21 protein-coding genes and 4 tRNA genes are annotated in these 22,604 nt (G+C 52.4%); 4 read left to right on the top strand and 21 right to left on the bottom strand.

Features of this window, described 5'->3' with window-relative positions; all coding sequences use genetic code 11:
- Nucleotides 1-38: 38 nt before the first annotated feature.
- The 5 genes from rplS to ffh all read right to left on the bottom strand — a co-directional run bounded on the left by rplS (nt 39) and on the right by ffh (nt 3,551).
- A complete protein-coding gene (rplS, locus tag P3C52_RS00640) occupies nt 39-386 on the bottom strand; it encodes a 50S ribosomal protein L19 (RefSeq protein WP_275553311.1) in 348 nt (115 codons plus the stop codon).
- Nucleotides 387-428: 42 nt separating this feature from the next.
- On the bottom strand, nt 429-1,193 hold the full coding sequence (trmD, locus tag P3C52_RS00645; RefSeq protein WP_275553312.1) for a tRNA (guanosine(37)-N1)-methyltransferase TrmD: 765 nt from the start codon (nt 1,191-1,193) through the stop codon (nt 429-431).
- Nucleotides 1,194-1,228: 35 nt separating this feature from the next.
- Nucleotides 1,229-1,777, bottom strand: a complete 549-nt coding sequence (gene rimM, locus P3C52_RS00650) for a ribosome maturation factor RimM (protein WP_275553313.1) — start codon at nt 1,775-1,777, stop codon at nt 1,229-1,231.
- A gap of 18 nt (nt 1,778-1,795) precedes the next feature.
- Entirely contained in the window at nt 1,796-2,044 is a 249-nt protein-coding gene (gene rpsP / locus P3C52_RS00655; protein ID WP_033739514.1) for a 30S ribosomal protein S16, read from the bottom strand.
- A 145-nt stretch (nt 2,045-2,189) separates the two neighbouring features.
- Complete coding sequence (ffh, locus tag P3C52_RS00660) at nt 2,190-3,551, bottom strand: signal recognition particle protein (protein ID WP_275553314.1); 1,362 nt, start codon at nt 3,549-3,551, stop codon at nt 2,190-2,192.
- A gap of 166 nt (nt 3,552-3,717) precedes the next feature.
- On the opposite strand from ffh, the gene P3C52_RS00665 reads away from it, so the two are divergent.
- The gene (locus P3C52_RS00665) at nt 3,718-4,506 is read left to right on the top strand and encodes an inner membrane protein YpjD (RefSeq protein ID WP_275553315.1); all 789 of its coding nucleotides are present in this window, start codon (nt 3,718-3,720) and stop codon (nt 4,504-4,506) included.
- 20 nt (nt 4,507-4,526) lie between these two features.
- A complete protein-coding gene (locus P3C52_RS00670) occupies nt 4,527-5,813 on the top strand; it encodes an HlyC/CorC family transporter (protein ID WP_275553316.1) in 1,287 nt (428 codons plus the stop codon).
- Between the two features lie 90 nt (nt 5,814-5,903).
- Here the strand turns inward: P3C52_RS00670 and luxS are convergent, their stop codons facing one another.
- The 13 genes from luxS to pncC all read right to left on the bottom strand — a co-directional run bounded on the left by luxS (nt 5,904) and on the right by pncC (nt 15,756).
- Entirely contained in the window at nt 5,904-6,422 is a 519-nt protein-coding gene (gene luxS, locus P3C52_RS00675; protein ID WP_275553317.1) for an S-ribosylhomocysteine lyase, read from the bottom strand.
- A 148-nt stretch (nt 6,423-6,570) separates the two neighbouring features.
- Complete coding sequence (gene gshA, locus P3C52_RS00680; protein ID WP_275553318.1) at nt 6,571-8,175, bottom strand: glutamate--cysteine ligase; 1,605 nt, start codon at nt 8,173-8,175, stop codon at nt 6,571-6,573.
- A gap of 31 nt (nt 8,176-8,206) precedes the next feature.
- Nucleotides 8,207-8,632 carry a YqaA family protein gene (locus tag P3C52_RS00685; RefSeq protein ID WP_275553319.1) on the bottom strand — a complete coding sequence of 142 codons (426 nt, stop codon included), beginning with the start codon at nt 8,630-8,632 and terminating at the stop codon, nt 8,207-8,209.
- Entirely contained in the window at nt 8,629-9,195 is a 567-nt protein-coding gene (gene yqaB / locus P3C52_RS00690) for a fructose-1-phosphate/6-phosphogluconate phosphatase (RefSeq protein ID WP_275553320.1), read from the bottom strand. Before yqaB ends, P3C52_RS00685 begins: the two co-directional genes overlap by 4 nt.
- A gap of 249 nt (nt 9,196-9,444) precedes the next feature.
- Nucleotides 9,445-9,521: transfer RNA gene (locus P3C52_RS00695), tRNA-Arg, on the bottom strand.
- Between the two features lie 70 nt (nt 9,522-9,591).
- Nucleotides 9,592-9,668: transfer RNA gene (locus P3C52_RS00700), tRNA-Arg, on the bottom strand.
- 84 nt (nt 9,669-9,752) lie between these two features.
- Nucleotides 9,753-9,829: transfer RNA gene (locus P3C52_RS00705), tRNA-Arg, on the bottom strand.
- Nucleotides 9,830-9,838: 9 nt separating this feature from the next.
- Nucleotides 9,839-9,931 (bottom strand) — tRNA-Ser (locus P3C52_RS00710).
- Nucleotides 9,932-10,213: 282 nt separating this feature from the next.
- Entirely contained in the window at nt 10,214-10,393 is a 180-nt protein-coding gene (gene csrA, locus P3C52_RS00715; protein WP_038624529.1) for a carbon storage regulator CsrA, read from the bottom strand.
- 247 nt (nt 10,394-10,640) lie between these two features.
- Nucleotides 10,641-13,268 carry an alanine--tRNA ligase gene (gene alaS, locus P3C52_RS00720; protein WP_275553321.1) on the bottom strand — a complete coding sequence of 876 codons (2,628 nt, stop codon included), beginning with the start codon at nt 13,266-13,268 and terminating at the stop codon, nt 10,641-10,643.
- 137 nt (nt 13,269-13,405) lie between these two features.
- The gene (locus P3C52_RS00725) at nt 13,406-13,915 is read right to left on the bottom strand and encodes a regulatory protein RecX (protein WP_275553322.1); all 510 of its coding nucleotides are present in this window, start codon (nt 13,913-13,915) and stop codon (nt 13,406-13,408) included.
- A gap of 173 nt (nt 13,916-14,088) precedes the next feature.
- The gene (recA, locus tag P3C52_RS00730; protein ID WP_275553323.1) at nt 14,089-15,159 is read right to left on the bottom strand and encodes a recombinase RecA; all 1,071 of its coding nucleotides are present in this window, start codon (nt 15,157-15,159) and stop codon (nt 14,089-14,091) included.
- Nucleotides 15,160-15,258: 99 nt separating this feature from the next.
- Nucleotides 15,259-15,756 carry a nicotinamide-nucleotide amidase gene (gene pncC / locus P3C52_RS00735; protein WP_275553324.1) on the bottom strand — a complete coding sequence of 166 codons (498 nt, stop codon included), beginning with the start codon at nt 15,754-15,756 and terminating at the stop codon, nt 15,259-15,261.
- Nucleotides 15,757-16,094: 338 nt separating this feature from the next.
- Here pncC and P3C52_RS00740 point away from each other — a divergent pair, with 338 nt between their 5' ends.
- On the top strand, nt 16,095-16,982 hold the full coding sequence (locus P3C52_RS00740; protein ID WP_275553325.1) for a dihydrodipicolinate synthase family protein: 888 nt from the start codon (nt 16,095-16,097) through the stop codon (nt 16,980-16,982).
- A 76-nt stretch (nt 16,983-17,058) separates the two neighbouring features.
- Here P3C52_RS00740 and P3C52_RS00745 read toward each other — a convergent pair whose 3' ends face one another.
- Nucleotides 17,059-17,400, bottom strand: a complete 342-nt coding sequence (locus P3C52_RS00745) for a zinc ribbon domain-containing protein YjdM (RefSeq protein WP_275553326.1) — start codon at nt 17,398-17,400, stop codon at nt 17,059-17,061.
- A 284-nt stretch (nt 17,401-17,684) separates the two neighbouring features.
- Here P3C52_RS00745 and mutS point away from each other — a divergent pair, with 284 nt between their 5' ends.
- Nucleotides 17,685-20,252, top strand: a complete 2,568-nt coding sequence (mutS, locus tag P3C52_RS00750) for a DNA mismatch repair protein MutS (RefSeq protein WP_275553534.1) — start codon at nt 17,685-17,687, stop codon at nt 20,250-20,252.
- 99 nt (nt 20,253-20,351) lie between these two features.
- Here the strand turns inward: mutS and rpoS are convergent, their stop codons facing one another.
- Together rpoS and nlpD are read right to left on the bottom strand one after the other, a co-directional pair.
- The gene (gene rpoS / locus P3C52_RS00755) at nt 20,352-21,344 is read right to left on the bottom strand and encodes an RNA polymerase sigma factor RpoS (protein WP_275553327.1); all 993 of its coding nucleotides are present in this window, start codon (nt 21,342-21,344) and stop codon (nt 20,352-20,354) included.
- A gap of 50 nt (nt 21,345-21,394) precedes the next feature.
- A complete protein-coding gene (gene nlpD / locus P3C52_RS00760; RefSeq protein WP_275553328.1) occupies nt 21,395-22,468 on the bottom strand; it encodes a murein hydrolase activator NlpD in 1,074 nt (357 codons plus the stop codon).
- Nucleotides 22,469-22,604: the final 136 nt, after the last annotated feature.

Here is a 22,604-nt window from a genome sequence, read left to right on the forward strand (position 1 = left end):
TATTGCTATTAACTTTTAGATGTCGCTTGCGCGAATACTTAGTTAAGACGCTCTTTGATACGAGCTGCTTTACCAGTACGGTCACGCAGGTAGTACAGTTTCGCTTTACGCACGGCACCACGACGTTTCACGGTGATGCTGTCAACAACTGGGGAGTGAGTCTGGAATACACGCTCAACACCTTCGCCGTTGGAAATTTTGCGAACAGTGAATGCAGAGTGCAGACCGCGGTTACGAATAGCGATAACCACGCCCTCGAATGCCTGCAGACGCTTTTTAGAACCTTCAACGACCCATACTTTCACTTCCACGGAATCACCCGGACGGAAAGAAGGTACGTCCTGCTTCATCTGCTCTTGTTCGATTTGCTTGATAATGTTGCTCATAATTAAATCTCTTATCCTGGGTAAACTGATCGTATCGGAAGGCTAGCCTTCCGCATCATCGTTTTGTTGCGCATTGAATTCCCGTTGGAACTCGCTTAGCAACTTTGCTTGCTCTTCAGTCAGAGCCAGGTTTTCCAGAAGTTCAGGTCTTCTAAGCCAGGTACGGCCAAGCGACTGTTTCAGGCGCCAGCGGCGAATTTCAGCATGGTTGCCCGACAGCAATACTGACGGAACCTCCAGCCCTTCCAACACTTCAGGACGGGTATAGTGAGGACAGTCCAGCAACCCTTCGGAAAACGAATCTTCCTCGGCTGACGCCTGCTTGCCCAGTACGCCAGGTATAAACCGGGCGACGGAATCAATCAACGTCATTGCTGGCAGCTCACCGCCGCTGAGAACGTAATCCCCAATCGACCATTCTTCATCGATTTCAGTCTGGATCACGCGCTCATCGATCCCTTCGTAGCGACCGCATACCAGAATTAATTTCTGCTGCGTCGCCAGTTCGCAAACTCCATCTTGATCGAGTTTGCGCCCCTGAGGTGACAGATAAATCACCTTAGCGCCCTCTCCCGCCGCTGCTTTCGCTGCGTGGATGGCATCCCGCAAGGGTTGTACCATCATCAGCATTCCCGGACCGCCGCCGTAGGGACGATCGTCCACGGTGCGATGCCGGTCGTGCGTGAAGTCACGAGGACTCCAGCTCTGAACGCTGAGCAGGCCATTTTTTACTGCCCGGCCAGTTACCCCGTAATCGGTAATTGCACGAAACATCTCTGGAAACAGGCTAATAACACCAATCCACATAGAGTTCGCCGTTGGATTACCGTTTTGTTCGGAGGTCAAAAACCAGGATCCCAATCTACTTCAATGGTGCCGGTAGTGAGATCGACTTTCTTGATAACCTGTTCATCAAGAAACGGAATTAACCGCTCTTTCACACCGAACGCATCTTTCAGGTTTGCCTTAACGACCAGTACGTCGTTTGAACCGGTTTCCATCAAATCAATGACTTTACCCATTTCATAGCCGTCAGTAGTAACTACCTTGCAACCCATCAGGTCTTTCCAGTAGTAATCACCCTCTTCCAGCTCCGGCAACTGCGCGGAGTCGACTAAAATTTCACAGTTAGTCAACTGAGCCGCCGCATCACGATCATCAATGCCTTTGACTTTGATGATGATGTCCTGATTGTGGTGCTTCCAGCTTTCCAGCTCAATCTGCTGCCATTTACCGGCGCGTTGAATGAACCAGGGCTGGTAGTCAAAGATGCTGTCGGCATCTTCGGTGGAAGAAAACACTTTGAGCCAACCACGAATGCCGTAGGCCGCTCCCATTTTCCCCAGCGTGACGGGATTAACGGGAGGCTGTGTGGCGAGTTGTTTGCTCATGCTAACCACCGTGACAGATTAAGCTGCTTTTTTAGCTTCTTTGATCAGCGCGTTAACGCGATCGGACAGCGTTGCACCCTGGCCAACCCAGTGTTCAATACGATCCAGGTCCAGACGCAGCGCTTCAGCCTGACCAGATGCGATCGGGTTGAAGAAGCCTACACGCTCAATGAAACGACCATTGCGTGCGTTACGGCTGTCAGTAACGACAACCTGATAGAACGGACGCTTTTTCGCGCCGTGACGTGCCAAACGAATTGTTACCATAACATCCTCTTCAGTTAATAAAACAACCGGGCCCCATCGAGGAACGGGGCCCGGGTGTCGTATAAAAAGCCCGAAAATTTTACTCATTTTGGCGCAAAAAGCAATCTAAACTGAGCAACCCTTCGGGACTTTACAATGAAACAGCTTAACGCCCCGGAAAGCCCGGCGGCATCATGCCCTTCATTCCGCGCAGCATTTTCGCCATACCGCCCTTTTTCATCTTTTTCATCATGCGCTGCATATCGTCAAACTGCTTCAGCATGCGGTTGACATCCTGCACCTGCATCCCGGAACCGGCAGCGATACGACGTTTGCGTGAACCTTTGATAATCTCAGGTTTTTCACGCTCCTTGCGCGTCATGGAGTTAATCATCGCCTCCATGCGCACCAGCACTTTGTCATCCATCTGCGACTTAACGTTGTCGGGCAGCTGGCCCATGCCGGGGAGCTTGCCCATCAGGCTGGCCATGCCGCCCATATTGCGCATCTGCTTCAGCTGTTCCAGGAAGTCGTTCAGGTCGAAACCGTCGCCTTTCTTCAGCTTATTAGCCAGCTTTTCAGCCTGCGCGCGGTCAACCTTACTTTCTATATCCTCGATCAGCGACAGCACGTCGCCCATGCCAAGAATACGTGAGGCAAGACGATCGGGATAAAACGGCTCCAGCGCCTCGGTTTTCTCGCCGACGCCCATAAACTTAATCGGCTTGCCGGTGATATGACGAATGGACAGCGCGGCGCCGCCACGAGCATCGCCGTCGACTTTAGTCAGGATCACGCCGGTTAACGGCAGCGCCTCGTTAAAGGCTTTCGCGGTATTCGCCGCATCCTGACCAGTCATGGCATCGACCACAAACAGGGTTTCCACCGGATTAATCGCGGCGTGTACCTGTTTGATTTCGTCCATCATCGCTTCATCCACATGCAGACGACCGGCGGTATCCACCAGCAGCACATCGTAGAATTTTAGCTTTGCTTCTTTTAGCGCGTTGTTGACGATATCAACCGGTTTTTGACTCAGATCGGATGGACAGAAATCAACGCCAACCTGCTGCGCCAGCGTTTCCAGCTGTTTAATCGCCGCCGGGCGATAAACGTCGGCAGAAACAACCAGCACTTTTTTCTTGTGCTTTTCACGCAGGAACTTACCCAGCTTACCGACGCTGGTGGTTTTACCGGCGCCCTGCAAGCCCGCCATCAGCACCACGGCTGGCGGCTGCGCGGCCAGGTTAAGCGCATGGTTTTCTGAACCCATCGCTTCAACCAGCTCATTACGCACGATCTTGATAAACTCCTGACCTGGCGTCAGGCTCTTATTAACTTCGTGCCCTACCGCGCGCTCTTTTACGCGGTTAATAAATTCACGGACCACCGGCAGCGCAACGTCCGCTTCCAGCAGCGCCATCCGCACTTCGCGCAGGGTTTCTTTGACGTTCTCTTCGGTCAGCCTTCCGCGGCCGCTGATATTTCGCAGGGTTTGCGACAATCGATCGGTTAAATTATCAAACATTGTCTCTCGCTCAACATAATACAGAGCCGCCTGGGCGACACAATGCGGCGGATTATAACACGAAGCCTTACCGATCTCTGCAATCGACAATGAGAACGTTTGGAGCAAACTCTGGCTGGCGCTATACTGCGTTTTTCTTCATCTTTCCGGTATTTGACCACACTCTATGTCTGCTTTTGCGATTCTGGCGCTCTTTGCCTACTCATTTAGCCTTGCCCTGATTATTCCCAGCCTGCTGCGGAATAACGGCGCCTGGCGACGAATGGCCGTGCTTTCGGCAACGCTGGCGCTGGCGGCTCATGCGGTTGCGTTACAGCAGCGCATTTTCGTCAATGGCGCACAAAATCTTAGCCTGCTAAACATTGCATCGCTGGTCAGCCTGCTGATTTGCATTATTATGACTATTGTCGCGTCGCGTAATCGCGGCTGGCTGCTGCTGCCGATTGTTTACAGCTTTGCGCTGATTAATCTCGCCTTCGCGACCTTTGTGCCGAATGCGTTTATTACGCATCTGGAAACGACGCCCGGCATGATGATTCATATTGGACTGGCGCTTTTTGCCTACGCCACGTTGATTATCGCCGCGCTATACGCGCTGCAACTGGCCTGGATAGATTACCAACTGAAAAATAAGCGTCTCGCCTTCAGCAACGATATCCCCCCGTTGATGACGATTGAACGCAAAATGTTTCATATTACTCAGGTTGGCGTCGTGCTGCTGACGCTGGTTCTCTGCACCGGCCTGTTTTATATGAAGAATCTGTTTTCGCCGGAGAATGTCGATAAGGCAGTGCTGTCGATTTTGGCCTGGTTTGTTTATATCGTTTTGCTCTGGGGACACTATCATGAAGGCTGGCGTGGACGCCGCGTCGTTTGGTTTAACTGCGGCGGCGCGCTGCTGTTGACCATGTCTTACTTCGGCAGTCGCGTTTTACAGCATCTGCTTACCCACTGATTGACCACAAGGATTTCGCGTTGGAACACGTTTCAACCACCACTCTGATTATTACGCTGATTGTGATGATTCTGGTCTCGGCTTACTTTTCCGGTTCCGAGACCGGCATGATGACACTTAACCGTTACCGGCTGCGGCACAGAGCCAAAAACGGCAACCGCAGCGCCCGTCGCGTTGAAAAACTGCTGCGCCGTCCCGATCGCCTGATAAGCCTGGTGCTGATCGGCAATAACCTGGTGAATATTCTCGCCTCGTCGCTGGCGACGATTCTGGGCATGCGTTTATACGGCAATGCCGGCGTGGCTATTGCGACCGGCGTGCTGACATTTGCCGTCCTGGTTTTTGCCGAAGTCCTGCCAAAAACCATTGCCGCGCTCTACCCGGAAAAAGTTGCCTATCCCAGCAGCCTGCTGCTGGGCCCGCTGCAAATTATCATGATGCCGCTGGTATGGCTGTTGAACACTATTACTCGCCTGCTGATGCGTATGGTCGGCATCAAATCTGACGGCTCCATCAGCTCGGCGCTAAATAAAGATGAGTTGCGCACGCTGGTTTACGAATCACGTTCGCAGATCTCCCGCCGCCATCAGGAAATGCTGTTGTCGGTGCTGGATTTAGAGAAAGTTAATGTTGATGACATTATGGTTCCGCGTAATGAGATCGTTGGCATCAATATCAACGATGACTGGAAATCGATTGAACGTCAGGTTTCGCATTCTCCGCATGGCCGTATCGTCCTGTACCGGGATTCACTGGACGATGCCGTAGCCATGCTGCGTGTACGTGAGGCCTGGCGCATGATGACCGAGAAGAAAGAGTTCACGAAAGAGAACCTGCTGCGCGCCGCGGACGAGATCTACTATGTGCCGGAAGGGACGCCGCTTAACATGCAGCTGGTTAAATTCCAGCGCAACAAGAAAAAGGTCGGACTGGTGGTAGATGAGTACGGCGATATTAAAGGGCTGGTCACTATCGAAGATATTCTTGAAGAGATCGTCGGGGATTTTACCACCTCAATGTCGCCTTCGCTGGCTGAAGAGGTGATGCCGCAAAGCAATGGTTCGGTATTGATTGAAGGCAGCGCAAACGTGCGGGAAATTAACAAAGCCTTTAACTGGCATTTGCCTCAGGAAGAAGCGCGCACGATTAACGGAATGCTGCTGGAAGAACTTGAAGAGATTCCATTGCCGGGTACCCGAATTCAGATAGAAGACTATGACGTCGATATTCTGGACGTGCAGGATAACAGGGTGAAGCAGGTCAGAGTGACGCCGCAACAGCCGCTGAAAGCCAGCGTGGGATCGTAAGCCAGCCTGAAGACGCGCGACGCTACCGCCAAAGAGAATAATCCAGACATAAAAAGGGTCGCCGATGCGACCCTTTTTTGTCCGTGCCAATCAGTGAATTTCCAGCTCTTTCAGTTTATCTTTCGGCAGCGCCAGCTCTTCGTTATGGTTAACGCGCACGTCATGCTCCAGGATGTGACGCGCGATATCTTTCGCCTCATCCAGTGAGTGCATCTGGTAAGTGCCGCACTGATATTCATTGAGTTCCGGGATCTGGTTCTGATCGTTGACCTTCAGAACATCATTCATTGCCGCTTTCCAGGCGTCAGCAACGCGCTGCTCAGCCGGCGTGCCAATCAGGCTCATATAAAAACCGGTACGGCAGCCCATGGGTGAAATATCGATAATTTCCACGCCGTCACCGTTCAGATGGTTACGCATAAAACCTGCAAACAGGTGTTCCAGCGTGTGTATACCGCGCTCTGGCATCACTTCTTTATTTGGCACGCAGAAACGCAGGTCAAATACAGTGATGGTATCGCCATGAGGAGTGTTCATGGTTTTCGCTACGCGAACTGCCGGTGCGGCCATACGCATATGATCGACGGTAAAACTGTCCAGTAATGGCATATCGTTACCTCAGCTAAAAATTTTTTTGTGAACGATGAAACTTTTCGGTTCGCCGTGCGTCTGAATAAGTGAAAGACGCGCATTTGTTATCATCATCCCTGACAACAGAGATGTTAATTTGGCCACAGTGATGTGGCCTTTTTCTTTTCTACCCTTTCTTGCTCGCCAGAAACGCTTCAAAACTCAGCTTATCCGCCGCTTCCAGCTCCTGTTGCGCATTGCGCGAACGTAGCGCTTCCTGGGTAAAATCTTCTGCGCTCAGCACCTGTAGCGGTTCTTCCGTCAGCATCTGACGATACTGCTCGGCCAGCGCCAGACCGGTTCCGCTGATCCCGTTATCCAGCATCGCTTGTAAAATACGTGCTGAATAAGTTAGTTCAGGATCGTCGAAAGAAGCGACTAACCGATCGCAAACTTGTTGGTAATCAGGCGAACCGGATTGGCTATCAAGCACTTCCGCCACACGTTTCAGATCGGCATACAGTGCTTTGCCAACCACATCCAACGGCTGGCGTGCATCTTCACAGCCCATGCCAATGGTTTGCCCCGGCTTACGCCCTTCCAGAATGACACGATTCCAGTTTTTACGCGCGCATTGTAGCTCGGCGCTGCTCATTTCCGGCGCGTCCGCAAGAGTACACCAAATCAGGAACAGATCGAGGAAGCGCACCTGGGTTTCATCAACGCCAACCGGCGAGAAAGGGTTAATATCGAGCGAACGCACTTCAATATATTCAATGCCGCCGCGCGCCAGCGCATCAGACGGCGCTTCGCCTGAACGCGTAACACGCTTAGGCCGAATCGGCGCATACAGCTCGTTTTCAATCTGCAATACGTTGGTATTCAGCTGCAGCCAGCGCCCTTCTTCATCTTTTACGCCCATGCGCGCATATTCTTCAGACGGCGTTTTGATTGCCTTTTTCAGTGCCTCGACATAGCCGTCCAGCGTATTAAAGGTGATACCGAGATTACTTTGAGATTTATTGGTATAACCCAAGTCGCTTAAGCGCAGCGATGTCGCGTGAGGCAGCCAAAGCATACCGCGCTCGTTGCGTTCGAAAGGCAAGCTGCTCTCTTTCCCCTGAAGGAAAGTGGAACAAACAGCGGGCGACGCGCCAAAGAGATAGGGAATCACCCAGCCAAAGCGATAGTAGTTACGAATTAACCGTAAATAGCCCGCAGAGATCGCATCTTTACCGCTTTCGGTATCTTTTACGCCTGCCCAGGCCTGCCAGAAAGAGAGCGGCAGCGAGAAGTTATAATGTACGCCGGAAATGGTCTGCATTAATGCGCCATAGCGATTTTTCAACCCTTCGCGATACAGCGTTTTCATGCGGCCGATGTTAGAGCTGCCATATTGGGCCAGCTGGATAACATCGCTGCTTTCAATCACGCAAGGCATGCTAAAAGGCCACATGCGCTCCTCACCCAGTTCGCGCGCAACGTGACGGTGAATATCACGCAGAAACGCTAACAGATGATCGATGTCGCGATCGACCGGCGTAATAAACTCAAGCAGCGATTCAGCAAAATCGGTAGTGATCCATTTATGGGTCAACGCCGCGCCAAGGTGCGCTGGATGGTCGGTTGTAGCTAATTTGCCGTCAGGCCTGACACGTAGCGTTTCACGCTCAATGCCGCGGCCAATACCTTTCAGGGCGTCAGGGTGAGCTTCCAGCCAGGAAAGCGCCTGTGATACGTCCGGGATCAAAGTGACCTCCCGCTCAGAGAATAATTTATTTTTGTTTAGCATAATGTTAACCGTAGCCCCGATTCAGGGTGAATCAATGCCACCACGCCATGCCCTGTAAAGTCGCGGTCGCTACCACTACGTAACGCAGGGTCTTACCGATAGCCAGAAACAGCACTACCGGCAGCCATGAGAAACGCAACCAGCCAGCAAGGACACACAGCAGATCGCCAATCAGCGGTAGCCAGCTGAATAACAGTGCCGCAGGACCAAACCGGCGCAACCACGCCATTGCTGTGTCATGCCATCGCCCCTGCTTTGGCGGCAACAAGCGACCAATGACTACATTCGTTAATCCGCCGAGCGTGTTCCCCACGGCTGCGACAAAAATCAAACCTAATGCCGGCGTTTTCCCTGCCAGTAGTAACGTTACCAGCAGCACCTCAGAGCTACCGGGAAGCAGCGTGGCGCTCAAAAAGCTACTGGTAAATAACGAACCGTAACTCAGGATGTCATTCACAACAGGCGGACATCCACCGCATCCATACCGGCCGCTTCCGCTGCCTGCAGACCAAAATCAGCATCTTCAAACACGACGCACTTTTCTGGCGCGACGCCCATTAGCGCGGCACAGCGCAGAAAAGTATCTGGTTCAGGTTTATGGCGCGGTACATCATCGGCACCGACGATAACGTCAAAATAGTGGCGCAGATTAAGATGCGTTAATAATGCATCGGCCATTGCATGTTCACTGCCCGTTCCAACCGCCATCGGCTTACGCCCATGCCAGGTTTTGACAACGTCAATCAGCGGCAACGGACGCACGGTATCAAACAGCATGGCTTTAACCGCCACAGTTTTTTCTGCTGCCAGTTGGTGAGGGTCGAGATCCGCCTGGTGGCTGGCGATAATAAATTGCGCGACTTTCCAGGTCGGAGAACCGTTAAGGCCAATCATGGCCTCTTCATCAAAAGATAAACCATGGCGCCCCAGCACCTGATGCCATGCCTGGCGATGAGTTTGTTCAGTATCAAGAATAGTACCGTCCATATCGAAAATCAGGCCATCATAGCGCTCGTACATACCCTCTCCCGGCAATGAATAAATGCACCTTTACTTTAACGTAAAGTATGCAGGTTGTCGCCGGTAGCAGTGAACAGCAAATGCTTTGAATCTATTGGAGAATTTACGAATCAGAAAAAGGTCAGGGAGTTCAGGAGCATGAAGCAAAGGGCAAGTAAGAAGATAAATGGAATAATGCTGAAGCGTGAGCGGAGTGATTACAGAAGATATAAAAAAGGAATGAACAGAATCGAAGGGGAAATCAGAAGATGGTGCATCCGGGAGGATTCGAACCTCCGACCGCTCGGTTCGTAGCCGAGTACTCTATCCAGCTGAGCTACGGATGCATCGGAAAAACTGAGGGAACTGCAACGACCTGAAGAAATACCAGAGAAGACGTTTATGTCTTCGAGAAGATGGTGCATCCGGGAGGATTCGAACCTCCGACCGCTCGGTTCGTAGCCGAGTACTCTATCCAGCTGAGCTACGGATGCATAACAAATTCTTGTATAACGCAGGGTGCTGACAACTCACCGTGACACAGGCTGCTAATACTGTATCGTTTTACTTCTTAGAGATGGTGCATCCGGGAGGATTCGAACCTCCGACCGCTCGGTTCGTAGCCGAGTACTCTATCCAGCTGAGCTACGGATGCATCATTAAATGGCGGTGAGAGAGGGATTCGAACCCTCGATGCAGCTTTTGACCGCATACTCCCTTAGCAGGGGAGCGCCTTCAGCCTCTCGGCCATCTCACCTTACGCGTTCTTGCGAACTGTGCTGCTGAACTTTGTTTTCGCTCATCGGCACTGCGTGGCGCACATATTACTTTCCCGGACTTATAAGTCAAACAATTTTTCCCAACAAATTTCCGTTTGCACAAAAGCCGCCCAATCCGCGTAATTTGCCGACAAAAAGAGTGATTTATCAACAGTAAAACAGGAGGTAGTTCACAATCGGGAGGAAAAAGAATAAATCGGGATGGGAGAAAAGTTTGCGCTTCGCTGCAATCAGAGCGAGGCGCACGATTCGAAATGGCTTTATTGCGGTTGGCTCTTTTCAGCCTGAATGCGCTGATAAATCTCTTCGCGGTGTACTGAAACTTCTTTTGGCGCGTTCACACCAATACGAACCTGGTTACCTTTGACGCCCAGTACCGTTACCGTCACCTCATCGCCAATCATGAGGGTTTCACCAACTCGACGAGTTAGAATAAGCATTCTTTGCTCCTTGAAAGATTAAAAGAGTCGGGCCTGTCGGGTCCCCGGCATTATCCATCATATAGCGCTAAACGTAGATGATGACAAATACAGCAAAGCATCTTGTCACGCTAATACATTCTGCTGATAGTTAGTTTAGCCGAAATCATTACCCACAACCTGACTTTGTTATTACAGCGTACGGATTGCATTAAAAAGCGCCAGCGGAGGTAAATCCACGGCGCTTTCCGCACTACTTTGTTATCTCTTATAGTCTGGCGGTAACCCAGGATTCAACGCTGGCCAGCGCGTCAGGCAAGGCCTGCGCATCCGTACCACCCGCCTGCGCCATATCTGGACGCCCACCGCCTTTACCACCGACCTGCTGAGCCACAGCGCCAATCAGTTCGCCTGCTTTCACACGATCGGTGAGATCTTTGGTTACGCCAGCAATCAGAGAGACTTTCCCTTCAGCTACCGTAGCCAGGACAATCACTGCCGAGCCCAGCTGATTTTTCAAATCATCAACCATGACGCGCAGCAGCTTAGGTTCAACGTTACTCAGCTCAGTGACCAGCAGCTTGATGCCGTTGATCTCTTTCGCCTTGCTGCTCAGAGAAGCACTTTCCTGGGCCGCCTGTTGATCTTTTAACTGTTGCAGCTCTTTTTCCAGCGCACGGGCATGATCGAGCATGGCGCGCACTTTCTCATTCAGGTTCGCGCTGTTCGCTTTCACCAGCTGCGCAATATCCTGTAACTGTTCAGCCTGCGCATTAACCTGCGCCAGCGCCGCTTCGCCCGTAATGGCTTCGATGCGGCGTATGCCGGCTGCGGTACCCGATTCGGAGGTGATGCGGAACAGGCCAATATCACCCGTACGGCTGGCGTGTGTGCCGCCGCACAGTTCAGTAGAAAAGTCGCCCATCGACAGTACACGCACACGTGCATCATATTTCTCGCCAAACAGCGCCATGGCGCCTTTCGCTTTGGCCTCTTCGAGATCCATGATGTTAGTTTCTACCGGCAGGTTACGGCGAATCTGTGCATTAACGATATCCTCGACCTGACGGATCTCCTGCGGCTTCATCGCTTCGGAATGCGAGAAATCGAAACGCAGGTATTTATCGTTAACCAGCGAGCCCTTCTGCCCGACATGATCGCCCAGAACCTGGCGCAGCGCAGCATGAAGCAAATGTGTGGCGGAGTGGTTCAGACGAATGCGCGCCCGGCGCGCCTCATCAACCTGCGCGTCCAGTCGGTCGCCGATACGCAGCTGACCTGACGTCAGCTTGCCGATATGACCGATAGCCTGACCATATTTCTGCGTATCGCTCACGTTGAACTCAGCGTTTAACCCTTTCAGGATGCCGGTATCGCCAACCTGACCGCCCGACTCGCCATAAAATGGCGTTTCGTCCAGTACGATGACGCCTTCCTGACCAGCGGTAATTTCATCTGCTGGTTGGCCGTTGACATAGATCGCGGTAACGGCGGCTTTCAGCGCCAGATGGTCATAACCTTTGAACGCTGAGGCGGAATCGATACTGATCACATTGCTGTAATCGGCGCCAAAACCGCTGGCTTCACGCGCGCGCTGTCGCTGGCGCTCCATTGCCTGCTCAAAGCCCGCTTCATCGATTTTCAGATTACGCTCGCGGCACACGTCTGCCGTCAGGTCAGCCGGAAAACCAAAGGTGTCGTAGAGACGGAAGACCGTTTCGCCATCCAGCGTATCGCTCTGCAGGCTGGCAAGCTCTTCGTCCAACAGCGCCAGACCACGCTCCAGCGTTTTAGCGAACTGCTCTTCTTCGCTTTTCAGAATCTGCTCAACCTGCGCCTGCTGGCGTTGCAGATCTTCACCGGCGCTGCCCATAACCTCAATCAGCGGGCCGACCAGCTTATAGAAGAAGCTGCCTTTAGCGCCCAGCATATTGCCATGACGTACCGCACGACGAATGATACGGCGCAACACATAGCCACGGTTTTCATTCGACGGGATAACGCCATCGGCAATCAGGAATGCACAGGAACGAATATGGTCCGCAATTACGCGCAGCGACTTGTTGCTCAGATCGGTGGCACCGGTAACCTCAGCCACCGCCGCGATCAGTTTCTGGAACAGATCGATTTCATAGTTGGAGTTAACATGCTGCAGCACCGCGGAAATACGCTCCAGGCCCATACCGGTATCAACCGAAGGTTTAGGCAGCGGCAGCATAGTCCCGTCAGGCTGACGGTTAAACTGCATAAAGACGATATTCCAGATCTCGATGTAACGGTCGCCGTCCTCTTCCGGGCTACCCGGCGGGCCGCCATAAATATGATCGCCGTGATCGTAGAAAATTTCACTGCATGGGCCGCACGGGCCGGTATCACCCATTTGCCAGAAGTTATCTGACGCGTAAGCGCCGCCTTTGTTATCGCCGATACGAATAATGCGCTCTGGCGGCACGCCAATTTCATTGGCCCAAATGTCCCAGGCTTCGTTATCGGTTTCGTAAACGGTCACCCACAGACGCTCTTTCGGCAGGTTAAACCACTGCGCCGAAGTCAGCAGTTCCCAGGCGAAGGCGATAGCTTCTTTTTTGAAATAATCGCCGAAGCTGAAGTTGCCCAGCATTTCGAAGAAGGTATGGTGACGCGCAGTATAACCGACGTTTTCCAGATCGTTATGTTTACCACCGGCGCGCACGCAGCGCTGCGAAGTGGTAGCACGCGAGTAGCTGCGCTTGTCTTGTCCAAGGAAAACGTCTTTAAACTGGTTCATCCCGGCGTTAGTAAACAGCAACGTCGGATCGTTATGGGGTACGAGGGAGCTGCTGGCAACAACCTGGTGTCCCTTGCTATGGAAAAAATCGAGAAACGTTTGACGGATCTCAGCAGTACTCTTGCTCATAAATATCCTGGAATACGCTAACGAAGGTTCTTCCCTTGGCACCGGGCGGGCATTCCACACGGCTGCGTGAAGAGTTACCAACAAAAAGTGGGAATAAGATAAATTTTCTTCCGGGGGAAGTAAAATCCCATCTCGACTCAATCATCATAATTTCGATAAATAGCCTGAATATCTTCCATAAAAAAGCCTTTAGCCTGTAGATAGCGCATTACTTTGGCTTTTTGCTTCCATTCCTGCGGCAGCGGCAAGCCAAATTTACGTTCGGCAGCGTCTAATGCCTGGGCTGACCAGTCGACTTCCGCTTCGCCAAGCGCGGCCTCCGCCAGATCGCGACCGATGCCCTTTTGCGCCAGTTCCATACGGATACGCTGCGGGCCATAGCCTTTGCGGCTACGGCTGATAACAAAGCGCTGGGCAAAACGGACATCATCCAGCCAGCTATGTTCATAACACCAGGCAACGAGCTGCTCCAGCAACTCCGTCGGAATCTCTTCCGCCGGTTCATCATGACGCATGGCCGCACGCGCTGCTGACTGCGTTATCTTACGCCGGAACTCCGCTTCGCTATGGTCGCGCATCGCCAGAATGCGTGTCGCCCGATCCAACAGACGTGCAAAAGTTACAGGGGTGGCAGGCTTGTCGGTCATTGTGCTTCCGTCAGGGTTGAAGTTTGAGATAAGCAGTAAAAACGAGGGTAGCGAGAATTAAGGCTGGATACAAAGTATTAAAGAAAAACCCCGGACAGCTGGGCTGGCCGGGGTCTTTTTCAGAAGGCTTCACTTATTCGGAAGCTTCGCTAACATCAGAAAACGTCAGAAAATTAAAAATCTTCGTTAGTTTCGCTGGCAGCGCCTTCGTAATCATCCGCTGAGAAATCCGCTTTGCCTTCTTCGGTCGGATTATTCAGCAGCATATCACGCAGCTTCTGCTCGATTTCTTTTGCTACCGCGCTGTTTTCTTTCAGGTAGTTGCTGGCATTTGCTTTACCCTGGCCGATCTTATCGCCATTGTAGCTATACCACGCACCCGCCTTCTCGATCAGCTTGTGTTTCACGCCCAGATCGACCAGCTCGCCGTAGATATTAATCCCTTCGCCGTACATGATCTGGAATTCAGCCTGTTTAAACGGCGCGGCGATCTTGTTTTTGACCACTTTCACGCGCGTTTCGCTACCGACCACGTTATCGCCCTCTTTGATTGCGCCGATACGACGAATATCAAGACGGACAGAAGCGTAGAATTTCAGCGCATTACCACCGGTGGTGGTTTCCGGGTTACCGAACATAACGCCAATTTTCATACGGATCTGGTTGATAAAGATCAGCAGCGTGTTGGACTGCTTCAGGTTACCGGCCAGCTTACGCATCGCCTGGCTCATCATACGTGCGGCAAGGCCCATATGTGAGTCGCCGATTTCACCTTCGATTTCCGCTTTCGGCGTCAGCGCCGCAACGGAGTCGACGATGATGACGTCTACCGCACCGGAACGGGCCAGCGCATCACAGATTTCCAGCGCTTGCTCACCGGTATCAGGCTGTGAACACAGCAGGTTATCGATATCTACGCCGAGCTTTTTGGCATAAACCGGATCCAGCGCATGTTCCGCGTCAATAAAGGCGCAGGTTTTGCCTGAACGCTGTGCGGCGGCAATAACCTGCAGCGTCAGCGTGGTTTTACCGGAAGATTCCGGGCCGTAAATTTCGACAATACGACCCATTGGCAGGCCGCCAGCACCAAGGGCGATATCAAGCGAAAGCGAACCGGTCGAGATGGTTTCCACATCCATTGAGCGGTCTTCACCCAGGCGCATGATGGAGCCTTTACCAAATTGCTTCTCAATTTGGCCCAGCGCTGCAGCCAGAGCCTTTTGCTTGTTTTCGTCAATAGCCATTTCTACTCCTAATCATGCCGGGGTAAAGCACGCCACAGTTGTGTGCAATGCTCTCGTTCGTTGGATGGTAATTATACTGTATAATCATACAGTATCAAGTCAAATTTTGAGAAAATCATCATGTAATATTTGTAACGCTACGGCCACGGTTTGACGGCGCACCGCTTCTCTATCCCCCTGAAAAACAATGCTTTTCGTTAACTGTTTTCCTGTCGAGGAAACAACGGCGAACCAGACCGTACCGACCGGCTTTTCCGCCGTGCCACCATCGGGTCCGGCAATACCGCTGACCGCAATAGCATAGTCGGCTTTGGCCTCTTTTAAAGCGCCCGCCGCCATCTCCTGCACGACCTGTTCGCTTACCGCTCCCCAACGCTGCAGGCTGCCTTCCGTCACGCCAACCATCTGCTGCTTGGCATCGTTACTGTAGGTAATAAAGGCGCGTTCAAACCAGGCGGAACTACCAGCAATATCAGTGAATACCTTGGCAATCCAGCCGCCGGTACAGGATTCCGCCGTGGTAACGGTAGCCCGACGTTGTAACAGCAGCTGTCCGGTAGTCGCGCTTAATTGTTTCAGTTGTTCGTCAGTCATCATTTCATCCGTGCAAGCAATCTCTATCAACGTTAGCAATAAACCGGGCGCAAGGCGTACCGTTTTCGCTTTTTAAGCTGGACGGAATGATGCTTTTGCGAGGCGGATTCCCGTTCTATATGAGGGCGGCGAGGCGACATAGCAAGTCAGGCAGACTGCAGATTATTGCTGCGGAAAAGCTTTCTGCTTAGTGATTAAGAGAGTTAAGTCTCTTTGCATAACGCGACCAGTAAAAATGAAAATTGCGATCGCGGTTGGATTATTACGCTGCCTGCTGTGACACATATGTATGAAAGCGATTAAGTTAAAACGATGTTTCATTTCTTGCGTGTGGGGAATCTATGGAAGCAAAGCCAGCTTTTTCGGGCGTCTGGTGCCCGTCAGTAACACCCTTTACAGCAGATAATCGTCTCGATCTGGATGCGCTGGGGCAACATTTTGCGCGGCTGGACGCCTCCGGCATCGATACCTTGTTGCTCATGGGCAGCATCGGCGAATTTGTCTCGCTGTCGCAGGAAGAACGCAAATTACTTCTCCGTGAAGCGCGCAGTATGTCGCGGCTGAGTATGGTGGCGAACATTTCCAGCAGCGCCAGGGCGGATATGCTGGATTTAGCGCGCCAGGCATGGGAAAGCGGCTACGACGCCGTTATGGTATTACCGCCCTGGTATTACGGCCAAACCCGGCAGCAGCTGTTAAGTTATTATCGCCAGCTGGATCGGGAGCTGGGTGGCAAATGGTTTGCCTATAACTTCCCTGCTCGCACCGGCTGCGATTTGGATGCGGCGCTGGTGGCGCAACTGGCCGCAGAGCTACCAAACTTTATCGGAATAAAGGACACAACCGATTGCCTGTCCCATAACCGTTCCTTAATAGAGGAAACCAAAAAAGTACGGGCCGATTTTGCCGTGCTTTCCGGTTACGATGAATATCTGTTGCCAAACCTGTTAGCAGGCGGTGCCGGCGTTATCAGTGGATTAAATAATCTGGTTCCCGCGATGTTTGCCGAAGCGATGCACGCCTGGCGAGCCGGGGATTTAGCCGCGCTGACGCAGTTCCAGCAGCGCATCGGCAAACTGATGGCGATCTATACGGTGGGCGATGACTTTGTGACGACCATCAAGACGGCAGTGGCACGCAAGTTCGGCTATATGTCATCGCTGTCGCGCAACAGCGGCGGTGCCCTGAGCGAGGCGCAGTGCGAAGCGATTGATATGCTATTTAGCTGAGCGGGAGAGAGCAGCAAAGCATAAACGCTGAGCTGCTTTAACCAGACGACTATCGCCCCTGCCGCTTTAATCCTGCTTAGATCTTTTTAACAAACTCTGATTTAAGCTTCATGGGACCAAAGCCGTCGATCTTACAGTCAATATTATGATCTCCCTTTACCAGACGGATCCCTTTAACCTTGGTTCCGATCTTCAGCGCTGAAGAGCTGCCCTTCACTTTGAGATCTTTGATTACCGTTACGCTGTCGCCGTCCGCCAGCAGCGTACCGTTCGCATCACGTACCACTAATCCCTCATCTTCTAACGTTCCGGCCTCTTGCTGTGACCAGATATGACCGCATTCTGGACAATTCAGCGCATCGCCATCCTGCCAGGTATATTCGGAATGGCATTCAGGGCAAGAAGGTAAAGTCTGCATTACAACCTCATTAAGTAACTACCCGGTGGGTAACGAAAAAGGCGCTCATTCTATAACCTTAATTTTATCGGGGACAACCTTATTCCTGCGGCGCCATTGATGTAGCACAAGCTTGTGCCACTTTGCGAGCCATGCCGAAGAAACGATTTTAGCGTTGCGATAAACCTCCCCTTCCGGCGCTGCGCCTGTTAACGTCGGGTAGCGCTTTGGATGCTTTAACGATAGGATCCGCCTGCATAACCCGACCGCCGCAGATACCAACAGGAACACGCAAGTTGAGTAAGATGACCGTGAAAGGATCAACAGATATGGATATTGGTAACCATACGCCAATGATGCAGCAGTACCTTCGCCTGAAGGCACAGCATCCTGACATCCTGCTGTTTTATCGTATGGGGGATTTCTATGAGCTGTTTTATGACGATGCCAAACGCGCATCTCAACTGCTGGATATCTCTCTGACCAAACGCGGCGCGTCCGCGGGCGAACCGATACCCATGGCGGGCGTTCCCTATCATGCCGTAGAAAACTATCTGGCCAGGCTGGTTCAGCTGGGCGAGTCGGTAGCTATTTGCGAACAGATTGGCGATCCGGCGCTAAGCAAAGGGCCAGTTGAGCGTAAAGTAGTGCGCATTGTAACGCCAGGCACCATCAGTGATGAAGCCCTGTTAAACGAGCGCCAGGATAATTTACTGGCAGCAATTTGGCAGGATTCACGCGGCTTTGGCTATGCCACGCTGGATATCAGTTCAGGCCGTTTCCGTCTGACCGAGCCTGCCGATCGCGAAGCGATGGCCGCGGAGTTACAGCGTACCAATCCTGCTGAGCTGCTCTACCCGGAAGATTTTGCGGCGATGGATCTTATTGAAAACCGTCGCGGCATGCGCCGCCGCCCGCTGTGGGAGTTTGAACTCGATACCGCGCGCCAGCAGCTTAATCTCCAATTCGGAACGCGCGATCTGACCGGCTTCGGTGTAGAAAACGCCCATCTTGCGCTACGCGCAGCTGGCTGTTTGCTGCAATACGTTAAAGATACGCAGCGCACCTCTTTACCGCATATCCGCGCACTGACCATGGAGCGGCAGCAGGATAGCATCATCATGGATGCCGCCACGCGCCGCAATCTGGAGATCACGCAGAATCTGGCTGGCGGCGTGGATAATACGCTGGCGGCGGTACTGGATAAAACGGTAACGCCGATGGGCAGCCGTATGCTGAAACGCTGGCTGCACACGCCGGTAAGAGACAGCCGCATCATTATTCAACGTCAGGAAAGCATTGCCGCTTTACAGGATCTCAGTGCCGATCTGCAGCCGGTGTTACGCCAGGTTGGCGATCTGGAGCGTATTCTGGCGCGCCTGGCGTTACGTACCGCCCGCCCACGCGATCTGGCGCGGATGCGCCACGCATTTCAGCAGCTGCCGGAGCTGAATGCACTGTTAGAAAACGCCGAGGCCGGACATCTTCCAACGCTACGCCAGCAAATGGGCGAATTTAACGAGCTGCGCGAACTGCTGGAGCGCGCTATTATTGAAACGCCGCCGGTGCTGGTTCGCGATGGCGGCGTAATTGCGCCCGGCTATAACGCGGAGCTGGACGAATGGCGCGCGCTGGCTGACGGCGCCACCGATTATCTTGACCGTCTTGAAATCCGTGAACGTGAAAAGCTGGGTCTGGACACGCTCAAGGTCGGCTTCAATGCGGTACATGGTTATTACATTCAGGTAAGCCGTGGACAGAGCCATCTGGTGCCGATGCACTATGTTCGTCGCCAGACGCTGAAAAATGCCGAGCGCTACATTATTCCTGAGCTAAAAGAGTATGAGGATAAAGTGCTTACCTCCAAAGGTAAGGCGCTGGCGCTGGAGAAGGCGCTCTATGACGAACTCTTCGATCTTCTGCTGCCGCATCTGGATGCGCTGCTGCAAAGCGCCGCCGCGCTGGCCGAGCTGGATGTATTAACGAACCTGGCCGAGCGCGCCTGGACGTTAAATTATACCCGCCCAGCCTTAAGCGATAAGCCAGGCATCAAGCTGACCGGCGGCCGTCATCCGGTGGTCGAGCAGGTATTAAAAGAGCCCTTTATCGCTAACCCGCTGTCGCTGTCGCCGCAGCGTCGCATGCTGGTGATTACCGGCCCGAATATGGGCGGTAAAAGTACCTACATGCGTCAGACGGCGCTGATTGTGCTGATGGCCTGCATCGGCAGCTTCGTTCCGGCAGAGCAGGCAACTATCGGGCCGGTCGATCGCATCTTTACGCGCGTCGGCGCAGCGGACGATCTCGCCTCAGGCCGCTCAACCTTTATGGTTGAGATGACCGAAACGGCCAATATTCTGCATAACGCGACCGAGCATAGTCTGGTATTAATGGATGAAATCGGACGCGGCACCTCAACCTATGACGGCCTGTCTCTCGCCTGGGCCTGTGCAGAAAGTCTGGCCAGCCGCATTAAGGCGATGACGCTGTTCGCTACCCACTATTTTGAGCTGACAACGCTCGCTGAAAAAATGGAAGGCGTCGCTAACGTGCATCTGGATGCCGTTGAGCATGGCGATACCATTGCCTTTATGCACAGCGTACAAGAAGGCGCGGCCAGCAAAAGCTACGGGCTGGCGGTGGCTGCACTGGCTGGCGTACCGAAAGAGGTGATTAAACGGGCACGCCAAAAGCTAAAAGAGCTGGAGGCGTTATCAGGCACGGCGGCGGCAAGCAATGCAGATGGCCCGCAGTTACCGCTGCTGGTTGAAGAAACTTCGCCTGCCGTCGAGGCGCTGGAGGCGCTGGATCCCGATACGCTTTCACCGCGCCAGGCGCTGGAGTGGATTTACCGTCTTAAATCTCTGCTTTAGATCAGCGAGCCTGTGATTCAGCAAAGCTAAATCACAGGCAATAAAAAAGCGGTGGCCACTGACCACCGCTTTTCGCATTACCTTATTGTCTAAGCATTATTACTCACGAAACAGAGCTTCAATGCTCAGGCCCTGCGCCTGCAGAATTTCCCGCAGACGACGCAGACCTTCAACCTGGATCTGGCGTACACGCTCACGAGTCAGACCGATTTCACGGCCCACATCTTCAAGCGTTGCCGCTTCGTAGCCTAACAGACCGAAACGACGAGCCAGTACTTCACGCTGCTTAGCGTTCAGTTCAAACAACCACTTAACGATGCTTTGTTTCATGTCATCGTCCTGCGTGGTGTCTTCTGGTCCGTTGTCTTTCTCATCGGCCAGAATATCCAGCAGTGCTTTCTCAGAATCGCCGCCTAACGGCGTATCAACTGAAGTAATGCGTTCGTTGAGACGTAACATACGGCTTACGTCATCAACCGGTTTATCCAGCTGCTCGGCGATCTCTTCCGCACTTGGCTCATGATCGAGCTTATGGGACAGTTCACGCGCGGTGCGCAGATAAACGTTCAACTCCTTGACGATGTGAATCGGCAAACGAATAGTACGGGTTTGGTTCATAATTGCCCGTTCAATCGTTTGACGAATCCACCAGGTGGCATACGTTGAGAAACGGAACCCACGTTCCGGGTCAAACTTCTCAACTGCACGAATTAAGCCAAGGTTGCCCTCTTCAATCAGGCCCAACAGTGCCAGACCACGATTGCTGTAACGACGAGCAATCTTCACCACCAGTCGTAAGTTACTTTCAATCATGCGACGACGAGATGGAATGTCGCCTTTTAATGCGCGGCGAGCAAAGAATACTTCTTCCTCTGCCGTCAACAGCGGCGAATAACCAATCTCACCGAGGTAAAGCTGCGTCGCATCTAAAACACGTTGCGTCGCACCCTGTGACAACAACTCTTCTTCAGCTAGTTCGTTATCACCAGGTTCATTTTCAACAAGAGCCTTCTCGTCGAAAATCTCAGCTCCGTTCTCGTCGAATTCCGCATCTTCGTGTAACTCGTTAACTTTCAGCGTATTCTGGCTCATAAGCGGCTCCTACCCGTGATCCGTGGGCAGAACTTCAAGGCTCTGCCCGTTTATCGCTGCGGTAAATAACGCAACGGGTTGACGGATTTCCCCTTGTAACGAATTTCAAAATGTAATCTTACTGAACTGGTTCCGGTGCTACCCATAGTAGCTATCTTCTGCCCCGCCTTAACTTCTTGTTGTTCCCGGACCAGCATAGTGTCGTTATGGGCGTAGGCACTCAGGTAATCATCATTATGTTTGATGATAATCAGATTACCGTAACCGCGCAGTGCATTACCTGCATACACTACACGACCGGATGCGGTGGCAACCACTGGCTGTCCTCGCGATCCTGCGATATCGATCCCTTTATTACCACCTTCAGCGGCAGAGAAGTTATCGATAATCTTACCGTCGGTAGGCCAACGCCAGCCAGCCACAGGGGTTGAACTGGAAGTTGTACTGCTGACCGTCGGCGGTGCGGTAACCGGGGCTGTTGTCGTTGCAACAGTTGTTGTCCCCGCTGAAGGCAACATTTTGCCGCCATCTGATTTTTCTGAATCATCAGAATACGTAATAACCGGTTGCTGCGCAACTGTAGAAGATTTGATTTGTGTTGAGCCTGGAGGAGTAGGTACGCCCCCCTGCGTTGCATCCGCTACCGTAATCGCATTTCCACCGGTAATCGGTGAACCTGAGCCGTTACCAACCTGCAAAGCCTGTCCCACGTTGAGGTTGTAAGGCGCAGCGATATTATTTCGCTGGGCTAAATCACGAAAATCATTGCCGGTAATCCAGGCGATATAGAACAATGTATCGCCTCGTTTCACCGTATATGTATCACCGCTGTAACTACCTTTCGGAATATTCTCATAACTGCGGTTATAAACGATACGGCCATTCTGCGTGATTACATTAGCATTGTTACTATTCGCGCTGGATGAAAATACAGGCCTTGCAGAAGTCGAGCCGTTTGACATGCCGCCGGAACCGGCGCTTACGGCTCCGCCCTGTGACTGACTGCCAACGGAGCTAATCGGAGCCTGAGCGTTATCATTAGAAGTACAACCCGTCAGCCAAAATCCAATTAATGAAACAGCCGCAAGGCGGCTTAAAGTAAAAAGTGGGCTTCCTGTGCTCATTTATCCCCCGTGATAACAAACCTGTGACGCGCTTTAAAACCGCGGACGCGACATGGCGCGTCCGGTTATCTGTTGCTGACAGATGGAATGGCTGATACTAACAACAACCCTATTCCTGTGCCATTAATCAGTTGTG

The organism is Mixta sp. Marseille-Q2659 (assembly GCF_940807255.1).
Lineage (GTDB): Bacteria > Pseudomonadota > Gammaproteobacteria > Enterobacterales > Enterobacteriaceae > Mixta.

Coding starts and splice junctions, on each gene's coding strand:
- rpsP (WP_033739514.1), bottom strand. CDS start 2,044: ATGGTAACAATTCGTTTGGCACGTCACGGCGCGAAAAAGCGTCCGTTC.
- luxS (WP_275553317.1), bottom strand. CDS start 6,422: ATGCCATTACTGGACAGTTTTACCGTCGATCATATGCGTATGGCCGCA.
- rpoS (WP_275553327.1), bottom strand. CDS start 21,344: ATGAGCCAGAATACGCTGAAAGTTAACGAGTTACACGAAGATGCGGAA.
- P3C52_RS00740 (WP_275553325.1), top strand. CDS start 16,095: ATGGAAGCAAAGCCAGCTTTTTCGGGCGTCTGGTGCCCGTCAGTAACA.
- yqaB (WP_275553320.1), bottom strand. CDS start 9,195: ATGTACGAGCGCTATGATGGCCTGATTTTCGATATGGACGGTACTATT.
- rimM (WP_275553313.1), bottom strand. CDS start 1,777: ATGAGCAAACAACTCGCCACACAGCCTCCCGTTAATCCCGTCACGCTG.
- P3C52_RS00725 (WP_275553322.1), bottom strand. CDS start 13,915: ATGACCGACAAGCCTGCCACCCCTGTAACTTTTGCACGTCTGTTGGAT.
- csrA (WP_038624529.1), bottom strand. CDS start 10,393: ATGCTTATTCTAACTCGTCGAGTTGGTGAAACCCTCATGATTGGCGAT.
- nlpD (WP_275553328.1), bottom strand. CDS start 22,468: ATGAGCACAGGAAGCCCACTTTTTACTTTAAGCCGCCTTGCGGCTGTT.
- pncC (WP_275553324.1), bottom strand. CDS start 15,756: ATGATGACTGACGAACAACTGAAACAATTAAGCGCGACTACCGGACAG.
- P3C52_RS00665 (WP_275553315.1), top strand. CDS start 3,718: ATGTCTGCTTTTGCGATTCTGGCGCTCTTTGCCTACTCATTTAGCCTT.
- mutS (WP_275553534.1), top strand. CDS start 17,685: ATGACCGTGAAAGGATCAACAGATATGGATATTGGTAACCATACGCCA.
- trmD (WP_275553312.1), bottom strand. CDS start 1,193: ATGTGGATTGGTGTTATTAGCCTGTTTCCAGAGATGTTTCGTGCAATT.
- recA (WP_275553323.1), bottom strand. CDS start 15,159: ATGGCTATTGACGAAAACAAGCAAAAGGCTCTGGCTGCAGCGCTGGGC.
- rplS (WP_275553311.1), bottom strand. CDS start 386: ATGAGCAACATTATCAAGCAAATCGAACAAGAGCAGATGAAGCAGGAC.
- ffh (WP_275553314.1), bottom strand. CDS start 3,551: ATGTTTGATAATTTAACCGATCGATTGTCGCAAACCCTGCGAAATATC.
- alaS (WP_275553321.1), bottom strand. CDS start 13,268: ATGAGCAAGAGTACTGCTGAGATCCGTCAAACGTTTCTCGATTTTTTC.
- P3C52_RS00745 (WP_275553326.1), bottom strand. CDS start 17,400: ATGCAGACTTTACCTTCTTGCCCTGAATGCCATTCCGAATATACCTGG.
- gshA (WP_275553318.1), bottom strand. CDS start 8,175: ATGCTAAACAAAAATAAATTATTCTCTGAGCGGGAGGTCACTTTGATC.